Annotated in this window: 15 protein-coding genes; 9 read left to right on the top strand and 6 right to left on the bottom strand. The window is 46.0% G+C overall.

What is annotated here, in order from left to right; all coding sequences use genetic code 11:
• The first annotated feature begins 20 nt into the window (after positions 1-20).
• Positions 21-242, top strand: a complete 222-nt coding sequence (locus ACEW9O_RS06760; RefSeq protein WP_373549381.1) for a hypothetical protein — start codon at positions 21-23, stop codon at positions 240-242.
• A gap of 217 nt (positions 243-459) precedes the next feature.
• Positions 460-837, top strand: coding sequence for a hypothetical protein (locus tag ACEW9O_RS06755; protein WP_373549380.1), 378 nt, complete (start codon positions 460-462; stop codon positions 835-837).
• A gap of 472 nt (positions 838-1,309) precedes the next feature.
• Here ACEW9O_RS06755 and ACEW9O_RS06750 read toward each other — a convergent pair whose 3' ends face one another.
• Positions 1,310-2,857, bottom strand: coding sequence for a tetratricopeptide repeat protein (locus ACEW9O_RS06750; RefSeq protein ID WP_373549379.1), 1,548 nt, complete (start codon positions 2,855-2,857; stop codon positions 1,310-1,312).
• Positions 2,858-3,205: 348 nt separating this feature from the next.
• Here ACEW9O_RS06750 and ACEW9O_RS06745 point away from each other — a divergent pair, with 348 nt between their 5' ends.
• On the top strand, positions 3,206-3,637 hold the full coding sequence (locus ACEW9O_RS06745; protein ID WP_373549378.1) for a hypothetical protein: 432 nt from the start codon (positions 3,206-3,208) through the stop codon (positions 3,635-3,637).
• Positions 3,638-3,700: 63 nt separating this feature from the next.
• Here the strand turns inward: ACEW9O_RS06745 and ACEW9O_RS06740 are convergent, their stop codons facing one another.
• The 5 genes from ACEW9O_RS06740 to ACEW9O_RS06720 all read right to left on the bottom strand — a co-directional run bounded on the left by ACEW9O_RS06740 (position 3,701) and on the right by ACEW9O_RS06720 (position 8,897).
• On the bottom strand, positions 3,701-4,504 hold the full coding sequence (locus tag ACEW9O_RS06740; protein WP_373549377.1) for a DUF2310 family Zn-ribbon-containing protein: 804 nt from the start codon (positions 4,502-4,504) through the stop codon (positions 3,701-3,703).
• A gap of 188 nt (positions 4,505-4,692) precedes the next feature.
• Entirely contained in the window at positions 4,693-5,958 is a 1,266-nt protein-coding gene (locus ACEW9O_RS06735; RefSeq protein ID WP_373549376.1) for a Y-family DNA polymerase, read from the bottom strand.
• Between the two features lie 161 nt (positions 5,959-6,119).
• Entirely contained in the window at positions 6,120-6,575 is a 456-nt protein-coding gene (locus tag ACEW9O_RS06730) for a LexA family protein (protein WP_373549375.1), read from the bottom strand.
• Between the two features lie 302 nt (positions 6,576-6,877).
• The gene (locus tag ACEW9O_RS06725) at positions 6,878-7,954 is read right to left on the bottom strand and encodes a DUF3179 domain-containing protein (protein ID WP_373549374.1); all 1,077 of its coding nucleotides are present in this window, start codon (positions 7,952-7,954) and stop codon (positions 6,878-6,880) included.
• Positions 7,944-8,897: a transporter gene (locus ACEW9O_RS06720; RefSeq protein ID WP_373549373.1), complete on the bottom strand. Its 954-nt coding sequence runs from the start codon at positions 8,895-8,897 to the stop codon at positions 7,944-7,946. Before ACEW9O_RS06720 ends, ACEW9O_RS06725 begins: the two co-directional genes overlap by 11 nt.
• A gap of 191 nt (positions 8,898-9,088) precedes the next feature.
• Here ACEW9O_RS06720 and ACEW9O_RS06715 point away from each other — a divergent pair, with 191 nt between their 5' ends.
• The 6 genes from ACEW9O_RS06715 to ACEW9O_RS06690 all read left to right on the top strand — a co-directional run bounded on the left by ACEW9O_RS06715 (position 9,089) and on the right by ACEW9O_RS06690 (position 16,822).
• A complete protein-coding gene (locus tag ACEW9O_RS06715) occupies positions 9,089-12,067 on the top strand; it encodes a TonB-dependent receptor plug domain-containing protein (RefSeq protein WP_373549372.1) in 2,979 nt (992 codons plus the stop codon).
• Positions 12,068-12,269: 202 nt separating this feature from the next.
• Positions 12,270-13,496, top strand: a complete 1,227-nt coding sequence (locus ACEW9O_RS06710; RefSeq protein ID WP_373549371.1) for an ABC transporter substrate-binding protein — start codon at positions 12,270-12,272, stop codon at positions 13,494-13,496.
• A gap of 32 nt (positions 13,497-13,528) precedes the next feature.
• Positions 13,529-14,377 carry an ABC transporter permease subunit gene (locus tag ACEW9O_RS06705; protein ID WP_373549370.1) on the top strand — a complete coding sequence of 283 codons (849 nt, stop codon included), beginning with the start codon at positions 13,529-13,531 and terminating at the stop codon, positions 14,375-14,377.
• The gene (locus ACEW9O_RS06700) at positions 14,374-15,135 is read left to right on the top strand and encodes an ABC transporter permease (RefSeq protein ID WP_373549369.1); all 762 of its coding nucleotides are present in this window, start codon (positions 14,374-14,376) and stop codon (positions 15,133-15,135) included. Before ACEW9O_RS06705 ends, ACEW9O_RS06700 begins: the two co-directional genes overlap by 4 nt.
• Before the next feature lie 2 nt (positions 15,136-15,137).
• On the top strand, positions 15,138-15,851 hold the full coding sequence (locus tag ACEW9O_RS06695; RefSeq protein ID WP_373549368.1) for an ABC transporter ATP-binding protein: 714 nt from the start codon (positions 15,138-15,140) through the stop codon (positions 15,849-15,851).
• Positions 15,852-15,853: 2 nt separating this feature from the next.
• Positions 15,854-16,822: a radical SAM protein gene (locus ACEW9O_RS06690; RefSeq protein ID WP_373549367.1), complete on the top strand. Its 969-nt coding sequence runs from the start codon at positions 15,854-15,856 to the stop codon at positions 16,820-16,822.
• Positions 16,823-16,890 lie beyond the last annotated feature (68 nt).

Below are 16,890 nucleotides of genomic sequence, written 5' to 3'. Positions count from 1 at the left end.
CCCCTTGCACATCCCAATTCATGCCCGATCGCGATCTCGTCCGCAAAGACGGACCCCAGCAGACTGTCGCCACCCCATCCCGAGGTACCAACTACCCGTTGGCCATCGCTATCAATGACTACCTGCATTGCACCAAGTTCAACAACGCTGTGCGCGATGTAGAAGCGTTTATTGAGCTGATGACGACCCACTATCCACGTCACCTTCATCAAAGACGTCAACAAAAAACATCAGGACATTGATCAAATTGATAATGACGGAGTAGGATGTTAAAATTTTCTAAAAATCACATATTTGAATTGCTTTTTTGATGGTAATAAATTAAATTTGAAAAATCCTTTAGAGGATACCATGTTCCTTGAAATAAACATTAACCCTTATTGATCGGCTACTTTAGGGTTAATGTCTGCGCAAATCCATTACCGATGAAGAAATTGGATTATGTCGAAAAATCTTAGCATGGGAAATAGCAAATTTGCCTCAACCTTCTATGAAGATGGGGCTACGCGATCCATTCGCCTTCATGCGAATAGATCCAATGCTGCCAAGGATAAGCGGTACCGCCGCTTATCCTTGGCAACCAGCGGACTAGCCTCACTCTTCTACGAAAGTGAGGCTATCCAATTCATTCGCATGAAGGCGAATAAATCCAATGCTGCCAAAGATAATTGGCGGCGTCTGCCCTTGGCAGACAGCGAACCAGCCTCGACTTGCTACGAAGTCGAAGCGCTGCGACTTCCTCCTGATGTGGGGGAATGGCAGGTCGCCAAAGATGATCGGAGCCTCCGATCTTCTGGGGTCACTACTCCTCGCGTAGGAGTGGTTGCTTTGCCCTAACTAAAGCATAAACCTACTTGGTGATGCAAGGCAAAGCGCGCCGACAAAGAGTCGGTGTACGCGTTAGCGTAGTTATCCAGGGCAGCAACCGCAATTTATTGCGGTTGGGCGATGGAGGCAAAGAGTGCAATGACGTTTGCCAATGCGCATGCACTCTTGATACTGTTGGAAGTTGTTCGCTGAGCCGAACAAACGCAGTATCGAACAGTTACCAGAGCTTTAAGGAGCTTGGTACCAATAATTTGGCGCGTGAACCCGGTCGGCTGTATAAGCAAAAGCAGCCTTCCATCGTTTCGATATCACGATGGAGCCTGCTTTTACGACACCTATGGCGCTTGGCGCCTTGATTGAGGGTCAAACACAAACCAGGCGCCCCTGCATCTAGGGGCGCCTGATTTCGTTAGGGCGTAAGGGTAATAAGACCAATAGGCCTTCGTAAGTCGGTTATTTTGAATTTTGGGAGATACTAGATTCATTCCTCTCTTTTGAGTAGTTCGTTTATGTTCTCCTCCGTCCAGCCGTTTTCAAGCATTTTCTTTTCAACAGCTACTAAATTTTCTCTCATGCTTTTAGTGTCTGGATGTTGCTCCCCAAGATGTACTGTATAAATGCGGGAAGCTTTAATAGCCAGAAGCATTGCTTTTTCGTATTCTTCCAGATCCAGAAGTACCATAGCCAAATTAGTATAACTGACGGCAGTGTTGGGGTGGTCTTCTCCAAAGTTGGTCACATTACTACGCAGTGCCTTTTCTAACATGTTCTTCGCATCAGTATAATCTTCCAAGTCTTGAAGAACAGTTGCCAAATTTGAATAAGTTATTGCCATCCTTGGGTGGTTCTCGCCAAAATGCGCCTCATCAATGCGTAGTGCCTTTTCCAACAATTGCCTTGCTTCCTCGTACTCTTTCAAGTTTTTAAAGATAGTAGCCAAATTAGAATAATTAACGGCGGTATTTGGATGGTTTTCTCCAAAGTTGATTTCATTGATTCGCAGCGCCTTTTCCAATAGCTCTTTAGCTGCTGCTTCATCGCCAAGGTTTTGAAGGGCTAGAGCCAAATTAGAATAATTGACAGCAGTATTTGGATGGTTTTCTCCAAAATTGGTTACATTGATTTGCCGCGCCTTTTCCAACAAGTCCTTAGCTGTTTCGTCATCGCCAATGTCTTGAAGGATTTGAGCTAAGTTGGAATATTGGACGGCGGTTTTTGGGTGGTTTTCTCCAAAGTTGGCTACATCGCTGCGTAGTGCCTTTTCCAATAATTCCTTCGCACTGGTATAATCCCCAAGGTCTCGAAGGACCATTGCCAAGTTGGAATAACTGACCGCGGTTGTGGGGTATTGTTCTCCAAAGTTGGCCTCATCGCTTTGTATGGCTTTTTCCAAAAACGCTCTTGCTTTGTCGTAATCCCCAAGGTCTTGAAGTACCAAGGCGAGTTCATTTTGCAATCGGCTAATCTCCGGATCCATAGCATCTGGAAAAAGCTCCAACACTGCTTCCCCGAAAGGAATGAAAGGAAATTTATCAACAGGGTTGTCTTTGCTGTCGTCAACGTGTAGTAAATCAGCTACATTTCTGATCAACTCTTTCAGCTCAACCACCGAGGGAGGTAGTTTCCGCTTCACCACTTCCTGAATAATCCGGTGTATTTTGTAGGCCTCTGGTTCGTTTGTCGTCAGTAGCCAACCTTTATCACTGAGGTCTTGCAAGATTGAGACAACATCTTCAAATCTTCTGCTCTTTCCGTTTTTTGCGGTTCCCAGGAAGATTTTTTCAATTATTTTCCGCAAAAAAAGCTGCTTTTTTTGCGGTTGTTGATAAATCTGATCAATGGTTACAAGTTGATTGAGCAATTCATACTGTATATATTCTTTTGGCAAAGCCGCAAAATGCTGCAACAGCCGTTTTTCCTCCACGCTCAGAGCAACTAGGTCAAAGATCGACAGTAAGTATGAAGTAACCCGTTCAATTTTCTCCCCTTTGTGTGCTACATACACCCCTGCGGACAGATCCCGTTCCATCGCCGCTTGCAGCGCCTCCAGAGGCGTATCATATTTTCTATGGTTTCTCTTTCTAAGATGCCCTTAGGTGCCTAAGGCGGTTCAAAAAAAAAAGCCCTGCGCCAGCAGGTCCACTTTCCCTTCTTTCCCTCCTTAACTCGCCCTAAGATGCCCTTAGGTACCCAAGGTGGTTAAAAAAAAAAGCCCTCCAGCCAGCAGGGCCCCATTCTTTCATCCCTTCCCCACCACCCGACTACTTCCCCTCCATTCCTGGACACCTCATCTTAGCAATCCATCAATTGCCAAATTGTACCCCTGGCGACAGAAGTAAGCCAGGGGTTTACAATTTTGCTGTAACTTTACAACAGTATGGAACGAAACTACGCTTTTGAAGAACTCCAAAAAACCGTCATCATACTCTCCTTGCCTGCGGCAGAGCAAATCCACGCCATGGGTGGCGGCTACGTAGGTGACGAGATGGCGATTGATTATCACACCTACTTTACCGACAATCGGGTACAGTTGCTGGAGGACGGTTTGCTTACGGAAGCACAAGTTGTTGCGTTGGAAGAACTCGGCCGGGCTTTCCCAAGCAATAAAGTAATGGACGTAGATTTTTGGCTCGATCAGGGCCGACTTTTCTCCGATCCGCAGTGGGACCTGATCCGCGAAAAAGCCATGATCGCCTGTAGCGAAATGGGGCTGGCGAATGCCCGACTTCAGGTAAACATCGAACAAGGTGAAGTGGATGACCGTGGCTTGCAATGGATGCGGATACAGACAAGCATTGAAAATGGTTGAAATATCTTTTTCGTTCAAAATAGCTCGCATTCGCTATTCGTATAATTTTCCATCGGCTCTAAATTAAGAATTCAGCGTGAATCTCGAAACAATTCGGTCCTCATCGCAACGGAAAGCGATCTCATCCCTAGGTTCTGCGCCTTCAAGCAACCAGTCTTTTCCACACAAGGGGCATTTCCAGGCGCGTTCTTGAGTTCGGCTGCGGCGGCGGTAGTTGAACAAAAAATAATAGGTGGGTACGCCAGTAAGGGTTTCGATCCTTTGGCAAACGGCTCGGCCTTCTATCGAGAGGGCGGAATGGGGATCTTGCATTTGCCGCTGGGCAAATTTTTCGTGTATGCCGTTGAACCAAATCCCGTAAAGGCGTTCGTAATTGTTGTTCCAGAACCGGACATCATTGTAACAGGCCTCATCGTGATAGGTAAAGGGGATTTTGTAAATGGGAATAAAGCTGTTGGTGTCCCCATTGAGCAATGGAAAAATGCCATTGCCCTGTAGGATGTATACAGTAGGTTTTTTTTGCCCGATATAGGGTTCGTAGCGCGGGTCAATACCTGTCGGGATAAATTGGATGGGGCTTTGTAAGGCGGCCTCTATTCTCTCTATCGTGCGTTTGCCGTACAACGTGCAGTTTTTAACATCCAGCGCATCCAGTTCTGGACAGGTAACTGCTACCCGGATGGTATGGTCGGCCTGGGCAAGGGTGCAATCCGATGTGATGATCTGCTGTGCGTCAGCTAAATTAATGAGCAGGCTTTCCAAATAATCCACTATCTCGGGATGGTAGCCGATTTTGGAAAGGTTGAGGAGGATGTCGAAGCTGAACATGCCTTGACTAGGGTTAATGGTAGGGTCTATGGGTTGCATTTATCTGGTGTTTTGGTGTTTTTCTGGATTTTTTGATCGTGATTCTTCCAAGCCCCAATCTAAGAACAATATAGACATAGATTGCGGTCTTTTGTATTGAACGTCTTTGGGAGTGGGAGGGTTCCACGTCGCTAAGTTCCCAGGGCAACGCTCCCACACACCCACACGATCACACTCGAACCCACACCCTATTTTACCCTCATCAACTCCCCCCACCTCGTCGTAAACCTCCCCGACCTTCTCTCCCCCTTCGGGCCCCATTCCGGCTTATTCCCACAAGCCGCGAAATACACCGTATTGCGCCCCATTTTCCGATTGATCCCGTCCAGCGCTTGCATCAACTGCGCCGAGCGCAACGAAGCCCCTTCGTCCACAAACAGATTCATTTGTACACTAGTCTGCGGCCGCAGCGCCGTGGCCATGATCCCCGCCTTTTTGTACCGCACCCCCGCTTGATACAACTTGCGCACCAGTAGCCACGCCCAGTGAATCAACTCATTCGTATTGCTACTGGCTAGCGGCAACTCCACACTCAAGGCACTACATTGCAAGGGCATATTCTCCTGCGGCTTGAAACGATTGGCCCATACAAAGACCGTGATTGCCTCCGTCTGTTGCCCATAGCGCCGCAATTTTTCCCCCAAGCGCGTAGCATGCCTCGCCACCGCCTCGCTTAGCACAGACAGCTCCAGCACATCCTGCGCAAAGGATCGGGATACAATCATCGACTTCCGACTTTCCACTGGAGCTTCCAGCCCGTAACAAGCCTCACCCCGCACTTCCTTGAGCAGCCGCAAGCCCACCACCCCAAATTCCTTCTGCATCCAAACCTCAGATACCCGGGCCAGGTCGGCTACGGTTTTGACGCGCACTGCGGCCAGTCGCCGCTGGTAGGCTGCCCCCACGCCCCAGAGCTCCTCGATGCCGAGATCCGCAAGCTCCGGGCTGCTGGCTTCCAGGTGGTAGGTGCCATTCAGACTGCGTTTCTTTGCCAGGTGATTGGCCAACTTGGCCAGGGTTTTGGTGTCGGCGAGCCCCACGGAAATGGGAATGCCGGTACATTGTAGCACGGTTTCGCGCAGCCCAAGGGCAAAGTCCAGGTTATCCGCTACCGTGGCACCGTAGCGATTGGGCTGAAGAAAGGCTTCATCGATGGAGTACACTTCCGTTTCCGCGCAGTGGGCTTGCAGGATGCTCATCACCCGGGCCGACATATCGGCATAGAGGGTGTAATTGCTGGAAAAAACCTCCACCTGCTGCGCTTTGACCAAGGCCCTGATCTTGAAAAATGGTTCCCCCATCGGGATGCCCAGCGCCTTGGCTTCGTTGCTGCGCGCTACCACACAACCGTCGTTGTTGGACAATACCACAATGGGCCGCCCCCGGAGCTTGGGGTTGAAGACCCGCTCACAGCTGGCGTAGAAATTGTTACAATCGGCGAGGAGATAAGACATGGGAATGACGAATTTTTCGAATGATGAGTGACGAATAACGGGCTGCCTCCAAATTCGTCATTCGTACCCCAATTGAATCTTCATTAGCAGCATAAGTCAAGAGAGGATGAAACTCAAATCCCAGACGAGCGCCTTATTCGTCACGTCATTCGAATCATTCGTCATTTTAGAACATACGGTTTATGAATAACATTCGTAACCACGCCCCACACCTGAAAATCGCTCTCGGCTAAAACCTGGATGGGCTTGAAGCTGGCATGCTCGGGTTTGAGCCAGTAATGCCCCTGCTCGTATACCAGTCGTTTAACGGTGAATTCACCCTCCAGTAGGGCAATCACCACATCATTGCTCTTGGCCTGCAAGGATCGGTCTACAATCAGAATGTCTTCGGGGTAAATGCCGGCTCCAGTCATCGAGTCACCGGACACGCGCACGAAGAAGGTGGCTGCGGGGTTCTTGATGAGGTACTTGTCGAGATTGAGCTGTTCTTCTACATAGTCGTCGGCAGGGGAGGGGAAGCCCGCTGGTACCGACTGGAAATAGGGCAGATGGGTCTGAATCTGGCTGATTTCAATGACGGGCACACGTGTGTCCGCCTCACTTTTGGTGTTGCTCATTGGTTGTTTTCTTTATGAGGCCACTGAAGGGGGCAGAGCCTCGGTTTTGCATAGTATGTTGTATTGGGCGGGAAATTTAAAAGTATTTGTGTTTAATTTTACTAATTGAATTAGATTTTTGTTTTTTGGATGTATGAAAAAAATGATGGGAGAGGGGTGAAAACAACTCTATTTAACATAAGGTAGATTATGGGACAACTGAAAAAGGAAGGCTCAATAGCCTCAATCTAATGCTAGTTCGGAAGAGGTTTGTTCTCATTTTGCTTAAGATCAAGACTATATTTCCGTTCGGGGTATAGTTGCTACAAATCCAAATCAGGATAAAATGCAGCCCAGGCAAACCAGTATCCCATCATAAACGTAGGCGATTTTAATTGAGCCCCCTTTTCTGGTCCTTCCACAACTTGGCCAAAAATGTCGTAAAAATTGTTGCTGGCATCTTTCATCACAATCGGCAAGCGATTTTGCACGGCTTCGAAACTTTTATTCTTCGAAAAATAGGCACACATGAAGTTGTATTCTTTACTCCCAATCACAACTACGGGTTCACCACCCACGGTGCGCAGGGTCAATCCAATGCCATTTTTGGGAAAGAAAGTAAAGGGAACGCCTTTAACATCTTGTTGATGAATGATGCTCAATAATCGTTCCTTTTTAGGGAATCGTTCATCGTCGGAATGATCCACTGGAAAGAGCAATCGGTTTTGGTTGACTTTAAAATCACCATAAGGGTATGTACCGTAAGGCCGTACTCTACCTTTTCCTCCAACTAAAATCTTTGAACCAGGGTACATTTTTCTCCAGGTGAACACTGTCGTTTCAATGAGGGATATGGTTTGAGGGCTTCGCCCGATCAGCGACCCATTTACACATTGTAGTTTCAACTGCGACCAAATGCTCTCAGAATTCCGATCATATGGCATTAAGTTGGAATTATACAATAGGCCAGATACCCCAAAACTGGTTTTTTGACCATTAATTTTACGATTCCAGCCAATGCCAGTTCCGGTCAATGGGCAGTAATTGATGGCTAAACTTAGCGTGTCTATATCGTCATTCACAATCTCATGCCAGTCCAGTACCGGGTGGGGATAAGCACGTACCTCCTCACCTATTTTCAAAATCAGAACCAAATCAAAATCTTCAATAAAACCTAAACTATCTGGCTTGCGGGTGAAAAGGGGTTCATCAATTGAGGGAATACCATCCCTGCCTGGGCCACCGTCAAAAACCTGATTTTTGGGAACCAACCAATCCGGGTTGCTATTGGTTGGTGGTGGTGGAGTAATTACACCATCGGATTTTGGGGTACATGCCCAGCAAATACTCATTAAGGCGAGCAAGGACAGCATCGATCCTAAATTCAGTTTAGAATTCATCTTTCTTGAATTTTATTTTACCTAAAAGGCTGATATTGAAAATATAATCAGGTGACAACTGTACCCCTTTTACGTGTGAATAAAAGGGTGATTCCAGTCCCACTTGTAATTGAGTCTCCGGGTCAAAGGAATAGCCCAGACTCAATCTGGCAAACAACCAATCTCCTCCGGTATTGGACAGTTTGCTTCGATTGAGTTGATCTGGTCCTGCATGACGATAGCGAAGACCAAGGGCTAATGGCCAGATTTGTTTCAATGCATAGACATTTCGACTATACCCTGTGATCAATTGTAACTCCTGGCCAAATTGATAGGTTTGGCTTCCCAAATAGCGGGTGTTTTGACCCCTTTGGGTATGAATAACGTTGAAAAAAAGGATGGATTCAGGGTGGTTTGGAATGGGAAAGTTCAGGGCACTTCTAAGGATTAAGTCAAAGGCACCAGAACCAGGCTGCATATCATTGATTAGCAGTAAGCCTTGATTGTTTGTTTGTGAAAAACTGCCTAAGGGTAAACGAACGCCTAAGCCTAATGTCCAATTCAACTTCGGTTTGTTGAACACATCATAAGCTACCAACACTGCTGGATCGCCCAGACCCAGACTGATTTCCTGATCATTGCCATTGTTCAGGGTTTGGATGTTCCGGGCTTGGCGAATGATCGGGATAAATAGCTCGCTTGCAAAACGACGATGCCACTGGTAAGCCGCCCTCAATATATAGGATTGGGTGCTCCGCATGCGATTGTTGTCGGCTAGCATTACTTTTTCGTTGTAGAGGCGGGTGATTCGATTGTAATCATAGCTGAGCCCGTATTGTAATTGCTGATACTCGCCAGTTGAAAACCCAATATTTGAAGACATCGGTACCCCACCAGAGCAGCAAGTTTGAGCATGGACAACTCCGGGAAAAAGCAATAAACAAAGTATTTTACCCAAATTCATGTTTGATTTGATTGGTTGTTGCAGCAAATTTATAAGCTTAATTGATTGATATTCATTTAAATAAAAGGATTGTCGATTTAAGGACAGCTCTCCATTTTTTTGAAAAAAAGCTGCCCTATTTCTGTCAGGTTTAAGCAAGTGGAGCGACTCTGCATCCAAATGAATTTTGCAAGCCTTATAAAGTTTTTCGCATGAAGATTGCTACAAAGCTGTTTTTTCTAATTTTCTTTTTGGCCATTTCAAAGGTGCTACAAGCTCAAGTCGACCTTGATGTTTTTGTTTCAGCCTATCGCACGGGAAAACCCATCGATTCGATACTGGTGGAGTTGCGCAATCCATCTATTGGATTCTCCGAACGAAAAAACACCAATGTACAAGGACGAGTCAGGTTCACTGGATTGGCTTTGGCTGGAGAATATACGGTGGAAGTAATGGAAGATGACCGTTATGAATCTGCCAAAAAAGAAGGCATTGTATTGCGTTCAAACACCAACACCGGCATCCAAATGGTGGTATTCGGCTTCGGAGAAACGCAACTGTTATCAGAAGTTGTGGTAGGATCTTCCCGAATCAATGTCCAGAACGCTGAAGTTTCATCGGAGCTAAAACAAAAAGAGATTGAAAGTCTTCCCCTCGAAGGACGCGACATTACCCGCATTTTGTATCGATTGCCAAATGTAGTCCAGGCAACCGGGTTTTATCCTGAAGCGCCAAATGTTAGCATCAATGGGTCTAATCCTTTGTTCACCAATTATTTGATCGATGGAATGGACAACAATGAACGCTTCTTGGGTGGGATGAAATTCAATATACCTGTTGGTTTTGCCAAAAATATCAATGTTTTAAGCAACAATTTTTCGACTGAATATGGTTTGACTGGCAACGGGATCATCAACATTACTTCCCGCAGTGGATCCAACGATTTTGCGGGTGAAGCTTTTTTTGTAACGCGCCAGGGAGCTGTTTTGGATGCTGAATCTGCGTATATCCAGCGCGACCTTTCTGGCAACCAGGTGAAAGATGGATTTCAACGTTATCAGGCCGGGGTAGGGTTTGGAGGCGCAATCAAGAAGGATAAGACCTTTTATTATGTCAATGCCGAATACACTCGTGACATCAAGGACAACCTACTCCAGTCGCCTGCGCTCAATATCAATGAGACCATCCGTGGTGAAAATAATTTTTCTTACCTCAGCGGGAAAATCGACCACAATTGGTCGCGGAACTTTCGCTCAACGGTACGTGCGAATATCGGGATCGTCAACATTGCCCGACAAGGCGGCGGCTTAAGTGGTGGAACTCAGTTTCCTTCGGCAGCCAATTTTCAAGATCGAAATTCGATCTTGCTTGCCTCCCAAAATACGTACCTGGGCAAGAACTTCAAATCGGAGTCCAACCTCCAGTACAGCCGCTTCCGCTGGAATTACGGCCGGGCACTTGATCAAAATTCGCCACAAGTGGTAGTGCTTGATCCTCAGGAACAAACCGCGGCCGTGCTGGGTCACCCGGGGTATATTTTTGATGCTACGGAGAATACTTTCCAGGTGCAGCAAAAACTGACTTTTTACCGGGATCACCATACCTTTAAAACGGGTATTGAATTGATCAGCGCCCAACATGGATTGTTGGGGGGAGGAAATGTCAATGGGAACTATACCGTCAAACTCAATGCTACTCAGTTGGAATCCTTGCGTGGTCGCAATCTAGGGGCAGGCCTGGACATTCGGGATATCCCCAACGATGTAGAGGTGCTAAATTACAATGTAGAACTTCGCCCTGCTTCATTTGGAACCCGCCAGAATATTTTTTCTATCTACGCCGAAGATGTTTTTAATGTGTCAACTCGTTTGAATATGACACTCGGTTTTCGTTACGATGTCGACAATTTGTCTAAAGGAGGAGGTGAAAAGATGGACCTAAACAACCTGGCTCCTCGCTTTAGCCTGAATTACAAAATCAATAGTGAGAGCAGTTTGCGAGGAGGCTACGGTATTTTTTACGATAAAATTCTCTACGCCGTTTACTCTGATGCATTACAGCAAAATACAACGTCAAGTGACTACCGTAAACAATTGCAAGCACTCATTGGCCTGGGGCGCTTACCTGCCAGCACCAATCTTGACAACATTACGTTCGATGGCAATGCAGGTGCTTCAGTACAAAATGTAACTTATTTGAATGGACCATCTTACGCTACCTTACAAGCACAAAGGGAAGGTGCATTTAGCAATGAACGCCGGATTCTGAATCCCAATGGGTACCAAAATCCGCTTACGCACCAGTTCTCCTTGGGATACCAACGTCAACTGGGTAAAAAAATGCTGTTTTATGCTGATGTGGTTTACAATAAATCGAATAAGTTGTTCCGGCTACGCGATATCAATGCTCCTGCTGCTTATCCACTCAATGACCCCAATACCGTAGTAGTACGTTCATCATCAGCAGCCGACCTCAGCCGACCCATCCCCATCAGCAATGCCTCGGCTGTCATCAACAATGAAGTATTAACGGGTGTGGCCCGAAGCATTGTCGTCTCTGAAACGGAGGGTGAGGCAAAGTACATCGGGGTGTCTTTTAATGTACAAAAAGAAAGGGCCGAGGACAAATACGCCTGGCGTTTGATCTACACCCTTTCACGTTTGCGCAACAATACGGAAGACATCAATTTCAGAGCTCAAGACAACAACAACTTTGAGGCAGAATGGGGCCCAAGTATCAACGATCGGACGCATGTCATCAATGCCATTGGTTCTTTTTATCCGCTTAAACAATGGGGCATCACCTTGGCTGCCCTGCTGCAAAGTGGGCAGCCCATCAACCGAATTCCGGATGCATTGAAGTACGGTACTACCGATCTGAATGGTGATGGGCGTTCCTTTGCCGATGCGTATACGGGCAACAGCGACCGCCACCCTGGTGAATCGCGCAACAGCGATCGCTTGCCCTGGAGCAAAACCATTGACCTTTCCACCGCTTATACTTTTGTGGCAACCGGGCTAACGATTCGTGCCGATGTATTCAACCTATTCAATACCGTGAATCTGAGTGGCTACTCAAACAATGCAACGCAAAGCAACCAAATTCAAATCGGAGCCATTGCCAGCGGCATCGTAGAGAAAAATGCCGCTCCTCCGCGTCAATTTCAGTTTTCAGTACTATACGCTTTTTGACCATCAATAGAACACTAAAATTTTCGGGTACTTTTTCTGAGCTGTGTCGAGGTAGGTTTTGTGCAAAAGGACTTTATGCTGTTTTAGGTTTTAGGTTTCAGTATGAAGTAAGGGGATGAGAAACCAGAGGATGCATGAAGCTTACCAAAACACAGTAACTTTGTATGGACGCGTATGATTTTCTGGCTAACTTTTTGAACTGATGATTTGGAGCAATAGACTAATGACCTTAGGGCTTTTGATGATGGTGCTGAATGGCTGTAATCATCCCAGTAAAACGGGAATCGAAACAGACTTGCTTGATTTACCTTTTGAAACCATCACGAGTAAGGCCCAAAATACCACGGTACACATGATGATGTGGCAAGGAGACCCACTTATCAATCAATATATGTCAGACTGGGTAGTGCCTGAAGTAAAAAGCCGCTTTAACATTGATTTACAGATTGCTCCTGGACAGGGCACCGAAATTGTCAAAGTTTTGCTCTCCGAAATAGAAGCAGGTAAAAAAAACAGTAACCTGGACTTGTGCTGGATCAATGGCGAAACGTTCTTTCAACTGCGCCAAATCCAAGCTTTGTTTGGCCCTTTTACCGCTCGCTTGCCTAATGCACAGTACATAGATTTTCAAAACCCCTTTATTGGTATCGATTTTCAGCAACCGGTAGATGGTTATGAATGTCCCTGGGGCAATGTTCAATTGGCGCTAATTTGTGATTCCTTGCGTACACCCAATCCTCCGCTAACCATGGATGAATTGGAAAAATGGTGGCGTAAAAACCCCGGAAAGTTCACGATCCCTTATGAATTCACAGGAATGACGCTTCTGAAATCCTGGATGATTGCACTTGCTGGTGGGGGGAATGCGCTGGACGGGCCCTTTGACCAAAAAAAATATGCAATGCTGTCGGCTAAATTGTGGGAGTTTATCAATCGGAATAAACGCTACTTTTGGCGCAAGGGTGAAACCTTTCCAGAAAGCGTGGCCGCCATGCATACCATGTTTGTCAACCAGGAACTGGACCTCACCATGAGCAATAATGATAGTGAGGTCGACAATAAAATTCAGCAAAATATTTTTCCAACTACGGCCAAATCTTTTGTCTTGAAAAGTGGCACCATCCAAAACTCCCATTTCTTGGGCATTCCTGCACAGGCTGCGAATAAGGCAGGTGCCATGACCGTCATTAATTTCCTGATCAGCCCGGAAGCCCAGTTGCGCAAACTCAATCCTAAAGTATGGGGTGATGGGAGTGTTTTGGCCATGGATAAACTGCCTGCTGAATTCCAAGCTCAGTTTTTGGAGGTTTCTAAGCGCAAAAACTCGACCATGCGTGCTACAATCCAACCTTTTGCCCTTAAAGAACCAGCTCCAGAATACATGGTTAGGTTGTATGAAGATTTTAGAAAAAAAGTGATTGAGCAGTAAATTACTGTTTAGGTAGGCTTAAAATCGGTGCAATGTTAAAACGTAATCTTACAGTACTGTTTTTTCTAAGCTTTGCGGTAGCACCATTGGCCAGCGGTTTCGTGTATGCTGGCTTGTATTCGTTTGGGGTGATTGGTGCCCTCTCTACAGGCTTTACATTCAATCATTGGGCTGCCTTATTCGAGGATCAGGGGTTTTGGAGTGCGTTGGCTTTGAGTATGGGCGTTGCTTTGTTTACTTTGCTTTTGTCCTTAGGCTTGTCTTTAACGCTTTTATTAAGCTTACAAAGGGAGTTGGAGCAAAGGGTAAATTATTTTTTGTTGCATTTGCCTTTAGCCTTATCCTCATTAGTCGCGGCTTTTTTGTCGTTTCAATGGTTAGGCAATACTGGAATGTTAGCCCGTTGGGCGATTCACTTGGGTTTGTTCGAAAAGTCACAGGACTTCCCCGAGTTGATCAACGATGCCCATTATTTTGGCGTCATTTTCACCCTTACTTTGCTCACCTTTCCAATCTTTACCCTGTTGTTGCTTCGCTTTTATCAGGCTGAAAACTTGAGCTCACTTTCTCAAGTGGCAGCTACCTTAGGGGCTTCATCAAAGGATATTATTTTTCGTGTACAATTGCCCGCATTGTTGCGCCGAATCACCCCTACTGCGCTCTTGTACTTTGTATTCTTATTTGGAGCCTACGAAGTGCCACTCTTGTTGGGACGGCAGTCGCCCATGATGTGGTCTGTTTACGTCAGCCAAAAGTTTAAAAAATTTAACCTGTCGGATCTTCCAATCGCTTACAGCAGCACAGTGCTTTATACTTTATTCATTTTACTTTTAGTAGGATGGTTTTGGAATAAAGCAGCTGTATCAAAGGCTGAGCAATGAAAAAAGTTATCCTTGCTGTATTATTCGCGCTTTTTATCCTACCTTTTGGGTACCTGGTTTTACTGTCTGTGGCCAGTAGCTGGCGTTTTCCAGAGGTGTTTCCGAGTCAAAACCTGAGTCTGATTCATTGGGCCAGCCTGAGCCGCACGGGAGTAGATTGGCTTTCCAGTTTGGCAACTTCCGCTCTTGTAGCAGGTGTCGTTGGCTGTTTGAGTACCACCGCAGGTTTTTTGAGTAGCCACGTTTTGTCTATACATTCCTCTCGGAAGCTATGGATCACCCTGGCTTATTTTCCTTATGCGTTTTCACCGGTTATTTATGCTTATTGCCTCAGTTTTATGTTCAACGTACTTGATTTAACTGGAACACTTGGAGGTGTTTTGATCGCTCAATTCATTTTGACTTACCCTTTTGCGGTTTTGTTTTTCTTTAATCATTTTGACCAGCAACTCCGCGAAATGGAAGCTTTGGCCCGCACTTTGGGCAGTTCTACCACAGTGGTGTTCTGGAAAATACTGCTGCCGATTTCTAAACATACCTTGCTGATTTGCTTTTTTCAGGTTTTTCTGATTTCCTGGTTCGATTATGGACTTACCTCCGTGATTGGCTTAGGACAGGTCAAAACCTTGAGCATTATGGTGTATCAATACATTGGGGAAGCCAATATCCATGTAGCGGCCATCGCGGCTTGTTTGTTGTCCTTTCCACCTTTGGTCTTGTTGTGGTTCAATCACCAATTTGTGTTTAAAAAAGTGTGAGTATGTTTTTAGCTGTAAAAAATATGTTCAAGTCTTACCAAGGTGAGTCGGTGTTGTGTGGGGTGTCCTTGGAGCTTGAGGTCAACCAAACTTTGGCTATTTTAGGCAAATCGGGTTGTGGGAAAACAACTTTGTTAAAGGCTATTGCCGGACTCACCCCAGCGGCTGGGCAAATTTATGTGCAAGGGCAAGACATCAATTTACTCAAACCTCAACAGCGCAGTGCCGTGTATTTGTATCAGGAACCTTTGTTGTTTCCACACTATTCTGTTTTTGAAAATATCGCTTTTGGGCTGCGCTTGCGCAAATTGGCACCCCCCGAAATTGATCGTCGAACAGCCCAAATGTTGGAGGACCTTGAGTTGGCGGAACACCCGCACAAAATGCCACACGAGTTATCTGGCGGCCAGAAGCAACGAGTCGCTTTTGGCCGAGCTTTGATCGTTCAACCCATGCTTTTGTTGTTGGATGAACCATTCGCCAGCCTGGATCCGGAAACGCGCTCAAATATGCAAGCGCTTTTTAAACGGCTGACCGCAGAACATGGAATAACTTCTTTATTTGTCACTCATGACTTGAAAGAAGCCCTCAAAATGGGGGATCGATTGGGTTACATGGAAAGGGGAAAACTGGACTTGTTTCCTGATTATGCTGCGTTTGCGGCGGATGTACGCACGGGAATGAGTGCTGAAATTGAATTTTGGAAAAAACTTTAATCATGCAAGACAAACTTAACTTTAATCACTGCGAATCGATTTATTGGGTCTTTACGCAGCTTTGTAATGATAAATGCGACCATTGTTACAACTCCTCTGGTCCGCAAGGTGCTCGAATCTCTGAAGAGGAATGTATACAAATCATTGAGAACCTACCGGATCAAGTGGATCGACTTATTTTGTCGGGTGGCGAGCCTCTGGCGGATAAAAAGTTATTGTACGTCATTTTGGATCGGCTTCAGGAAAAATTCCAGGGAAAAACCCAAATCATGTTGCAAACCAATGGGGATTTGCTCACTGGTGAGATCCTGGATATCCTGATTGAAAAGGGGGTAACCCGCTTCGATATTGCCAGCATCGATCGTTATCATAAACATTCAGGCAGCAGATTAATAGAACTTGCCGAACTTTTTGACTCTCGTGGGGTAGATGGAACTGAACACCAACCGCTGATTGAAAAGGACAACTACCTGGTACAAAATTTTCGCTTGTCGTGGGGCTACTGGGGCGCTAGTGAGGATTTGTGGTTGGGAGGCAACTGGGCGCGAGGTCGCTCGATGGAAAAGAACATCTGGTTGCGCAACCCCAAACACAATTTTTGCAACATCCTTTCTGGTGGTATTGGCTTTTTGACTGGGGCTGAAGGAATCCCTCAAGAAATTTCCATCCAACTTTGGCGCATCAATCCTTGCTGCCCGGGCACCTACAAGGCCATGGGGGATGCACGCAAAGAAAAGGTGGCTCAGGTATTGGAACGTGTTGCCCAAAGTCCGGTATTTCAAAAAATCAATGCAGGCGACCCCTTGGGAATGGGTGAGTCTATTGGCATTAGCCGGGAATACGCCGAACAACGCACCGAGGAACTGCAAAATATCTGCTTGTGGTGTGATGAGTTTTTTAAGCAGTTTTTTGAGGTGGCCACGCTGGAGTCGAGATTTGTAGAACCCGGGCAGATAGATGTAATCGCTTAATACTATTTGTCCGTTTATCGTTCGATCCCGAAAAAAATAACGAACACTGACAAATGTCATCTTTTAAT

Origin of the sequence: Haliscomenobacter sp. (assembly GCF_041740695.1) — a bacterium.
In the GTDB taxonomy this organism is placed as follows: domain Bacteria; phylum Bacteroidota; class Bacteroidia; order Chitinophagales; family Saprospiraceae; genus Haliscomenobacter.
Note: the sequence above shows the minus strand (reverse complement) of the source record. Positions and strands in the feature narration are given on the sequence as shown.

What these genes read in the sequence shown, in the direction of transcription:
- ACEW9O_RS06760 (WP_373549381.1), top strand. Translation starts at nt 21, where the DNA reads ATGCCCGATCGCGATCTCGTCCGCAAAGACGGACCCCAGCAGACTGTC.
- ACEW9O_RS06755 (WP_373549380.1), top strand. Translation starts at nt 460, where the DNA reads ATGGGAAATAGCAAATTTGCCTCAACCTTCTATGAAGATGGGGCTACG.
- ACEW9O_RS06750 (WP_373549379.1), bottom strand. Translation starts at nt 2,857, where the DNA reads ATGGAACGGGATCTGTCCGCAGGGGTGTATGTAGCACACAAAGGGGAG.
- ACEW9O_RS06745 (WP_373549378.1), top strand. Translation starts at nt 3,206, where the DNA reads ATGGAACGAAACTACGCTTTTGAAGAACTCCAAAAAACCGTCATCATA.
- ACEW9O_RS06740 (WP_373549377.1), bottom strand. Translation starts at nt 4,504, where the DNA reads ATGCAACCCATAGACCCTACCATTAACCCTAGTCAAGGCATGTTCAGC.
- ACEW9O_RS06735 (WP_373549376.1), bottom strand. Translation starts at nt 5,958, where the DNA reads ATGTCTTATCTCCTCGCCGATTGTAACAATTTCTACGCCAGCTGTGAG.
- ACEW9O_RS06730 (WP_373549375.1), bottom strand. Translation starts at nt 6,575, where the DNA reads ATGAGCAACACCAAAAGTGAGGCGGACACACGTGTGCCCGTCATTGAA.
- ACEW9O_RS06725 (WP_373549374.1), bottom strand. Translation starts at nt 7,954, where the DNA reads ATGAATTCTAAACTGAATTTAGGATCGATGCTGTCCTTGCTCGCCTTA.
- ACEW9O_RS06720 (WP_373549373.1), bottom strand. Translation starts at nt 8,897, where the DNA reads ATGAATTTGGGTAAAATACTTTGTTTATTGCTTTTTCCCGGAGTTGTC.
- ACEW9O_RS06715 (WP_373549372.1), top strand. Translation starts at nt 9,089, where the DNA reads ATGAAGATTGCTACAAAGCTGTTTTTTCTAATTTTCTTTTTGGCCATT.
- ACEW9O_RS06710 (WP_373549371.1), top strand. Translation starts at nt 12,270, where the DNA reads ATGATTTGGAGCAATAGACTAATGACCTTAGGGCTTTTGATGATGGTG.
- ACEW9O_RS06705 (WP_373549370.1), top strand. Translation starts at nt 13,529, where the DNA reads ATGTTAAAACGTAATCTTACAGTACTGTTTTTTCTAAGCTTTGCGGTA.
- ACEW9O_RS06700 (WP_373549369.1), top strand. Translation starts at nt 14,374, where the DNA reads ATGAAAAAAGTTATCCTTGCTGTATTATTCGCGCTTTTTATCCTACCT.
- ACEW9O_RS06695 (WP_373549368.1), top strand. Translation starts at nt 15,138, where the DNA reads ATGTTTTTAGCTGTAAAAAATATGTTCAAGTCTTACCAAGGTGAGTCG.
- ACEW9O_RS06690 (WP_373549367.1), top strand. Translation starts at nt 15,854, where the DNA reads ATGCAAGACAAACTTAACTTTAATCACTGCGAATCGATTTATTGGGTC.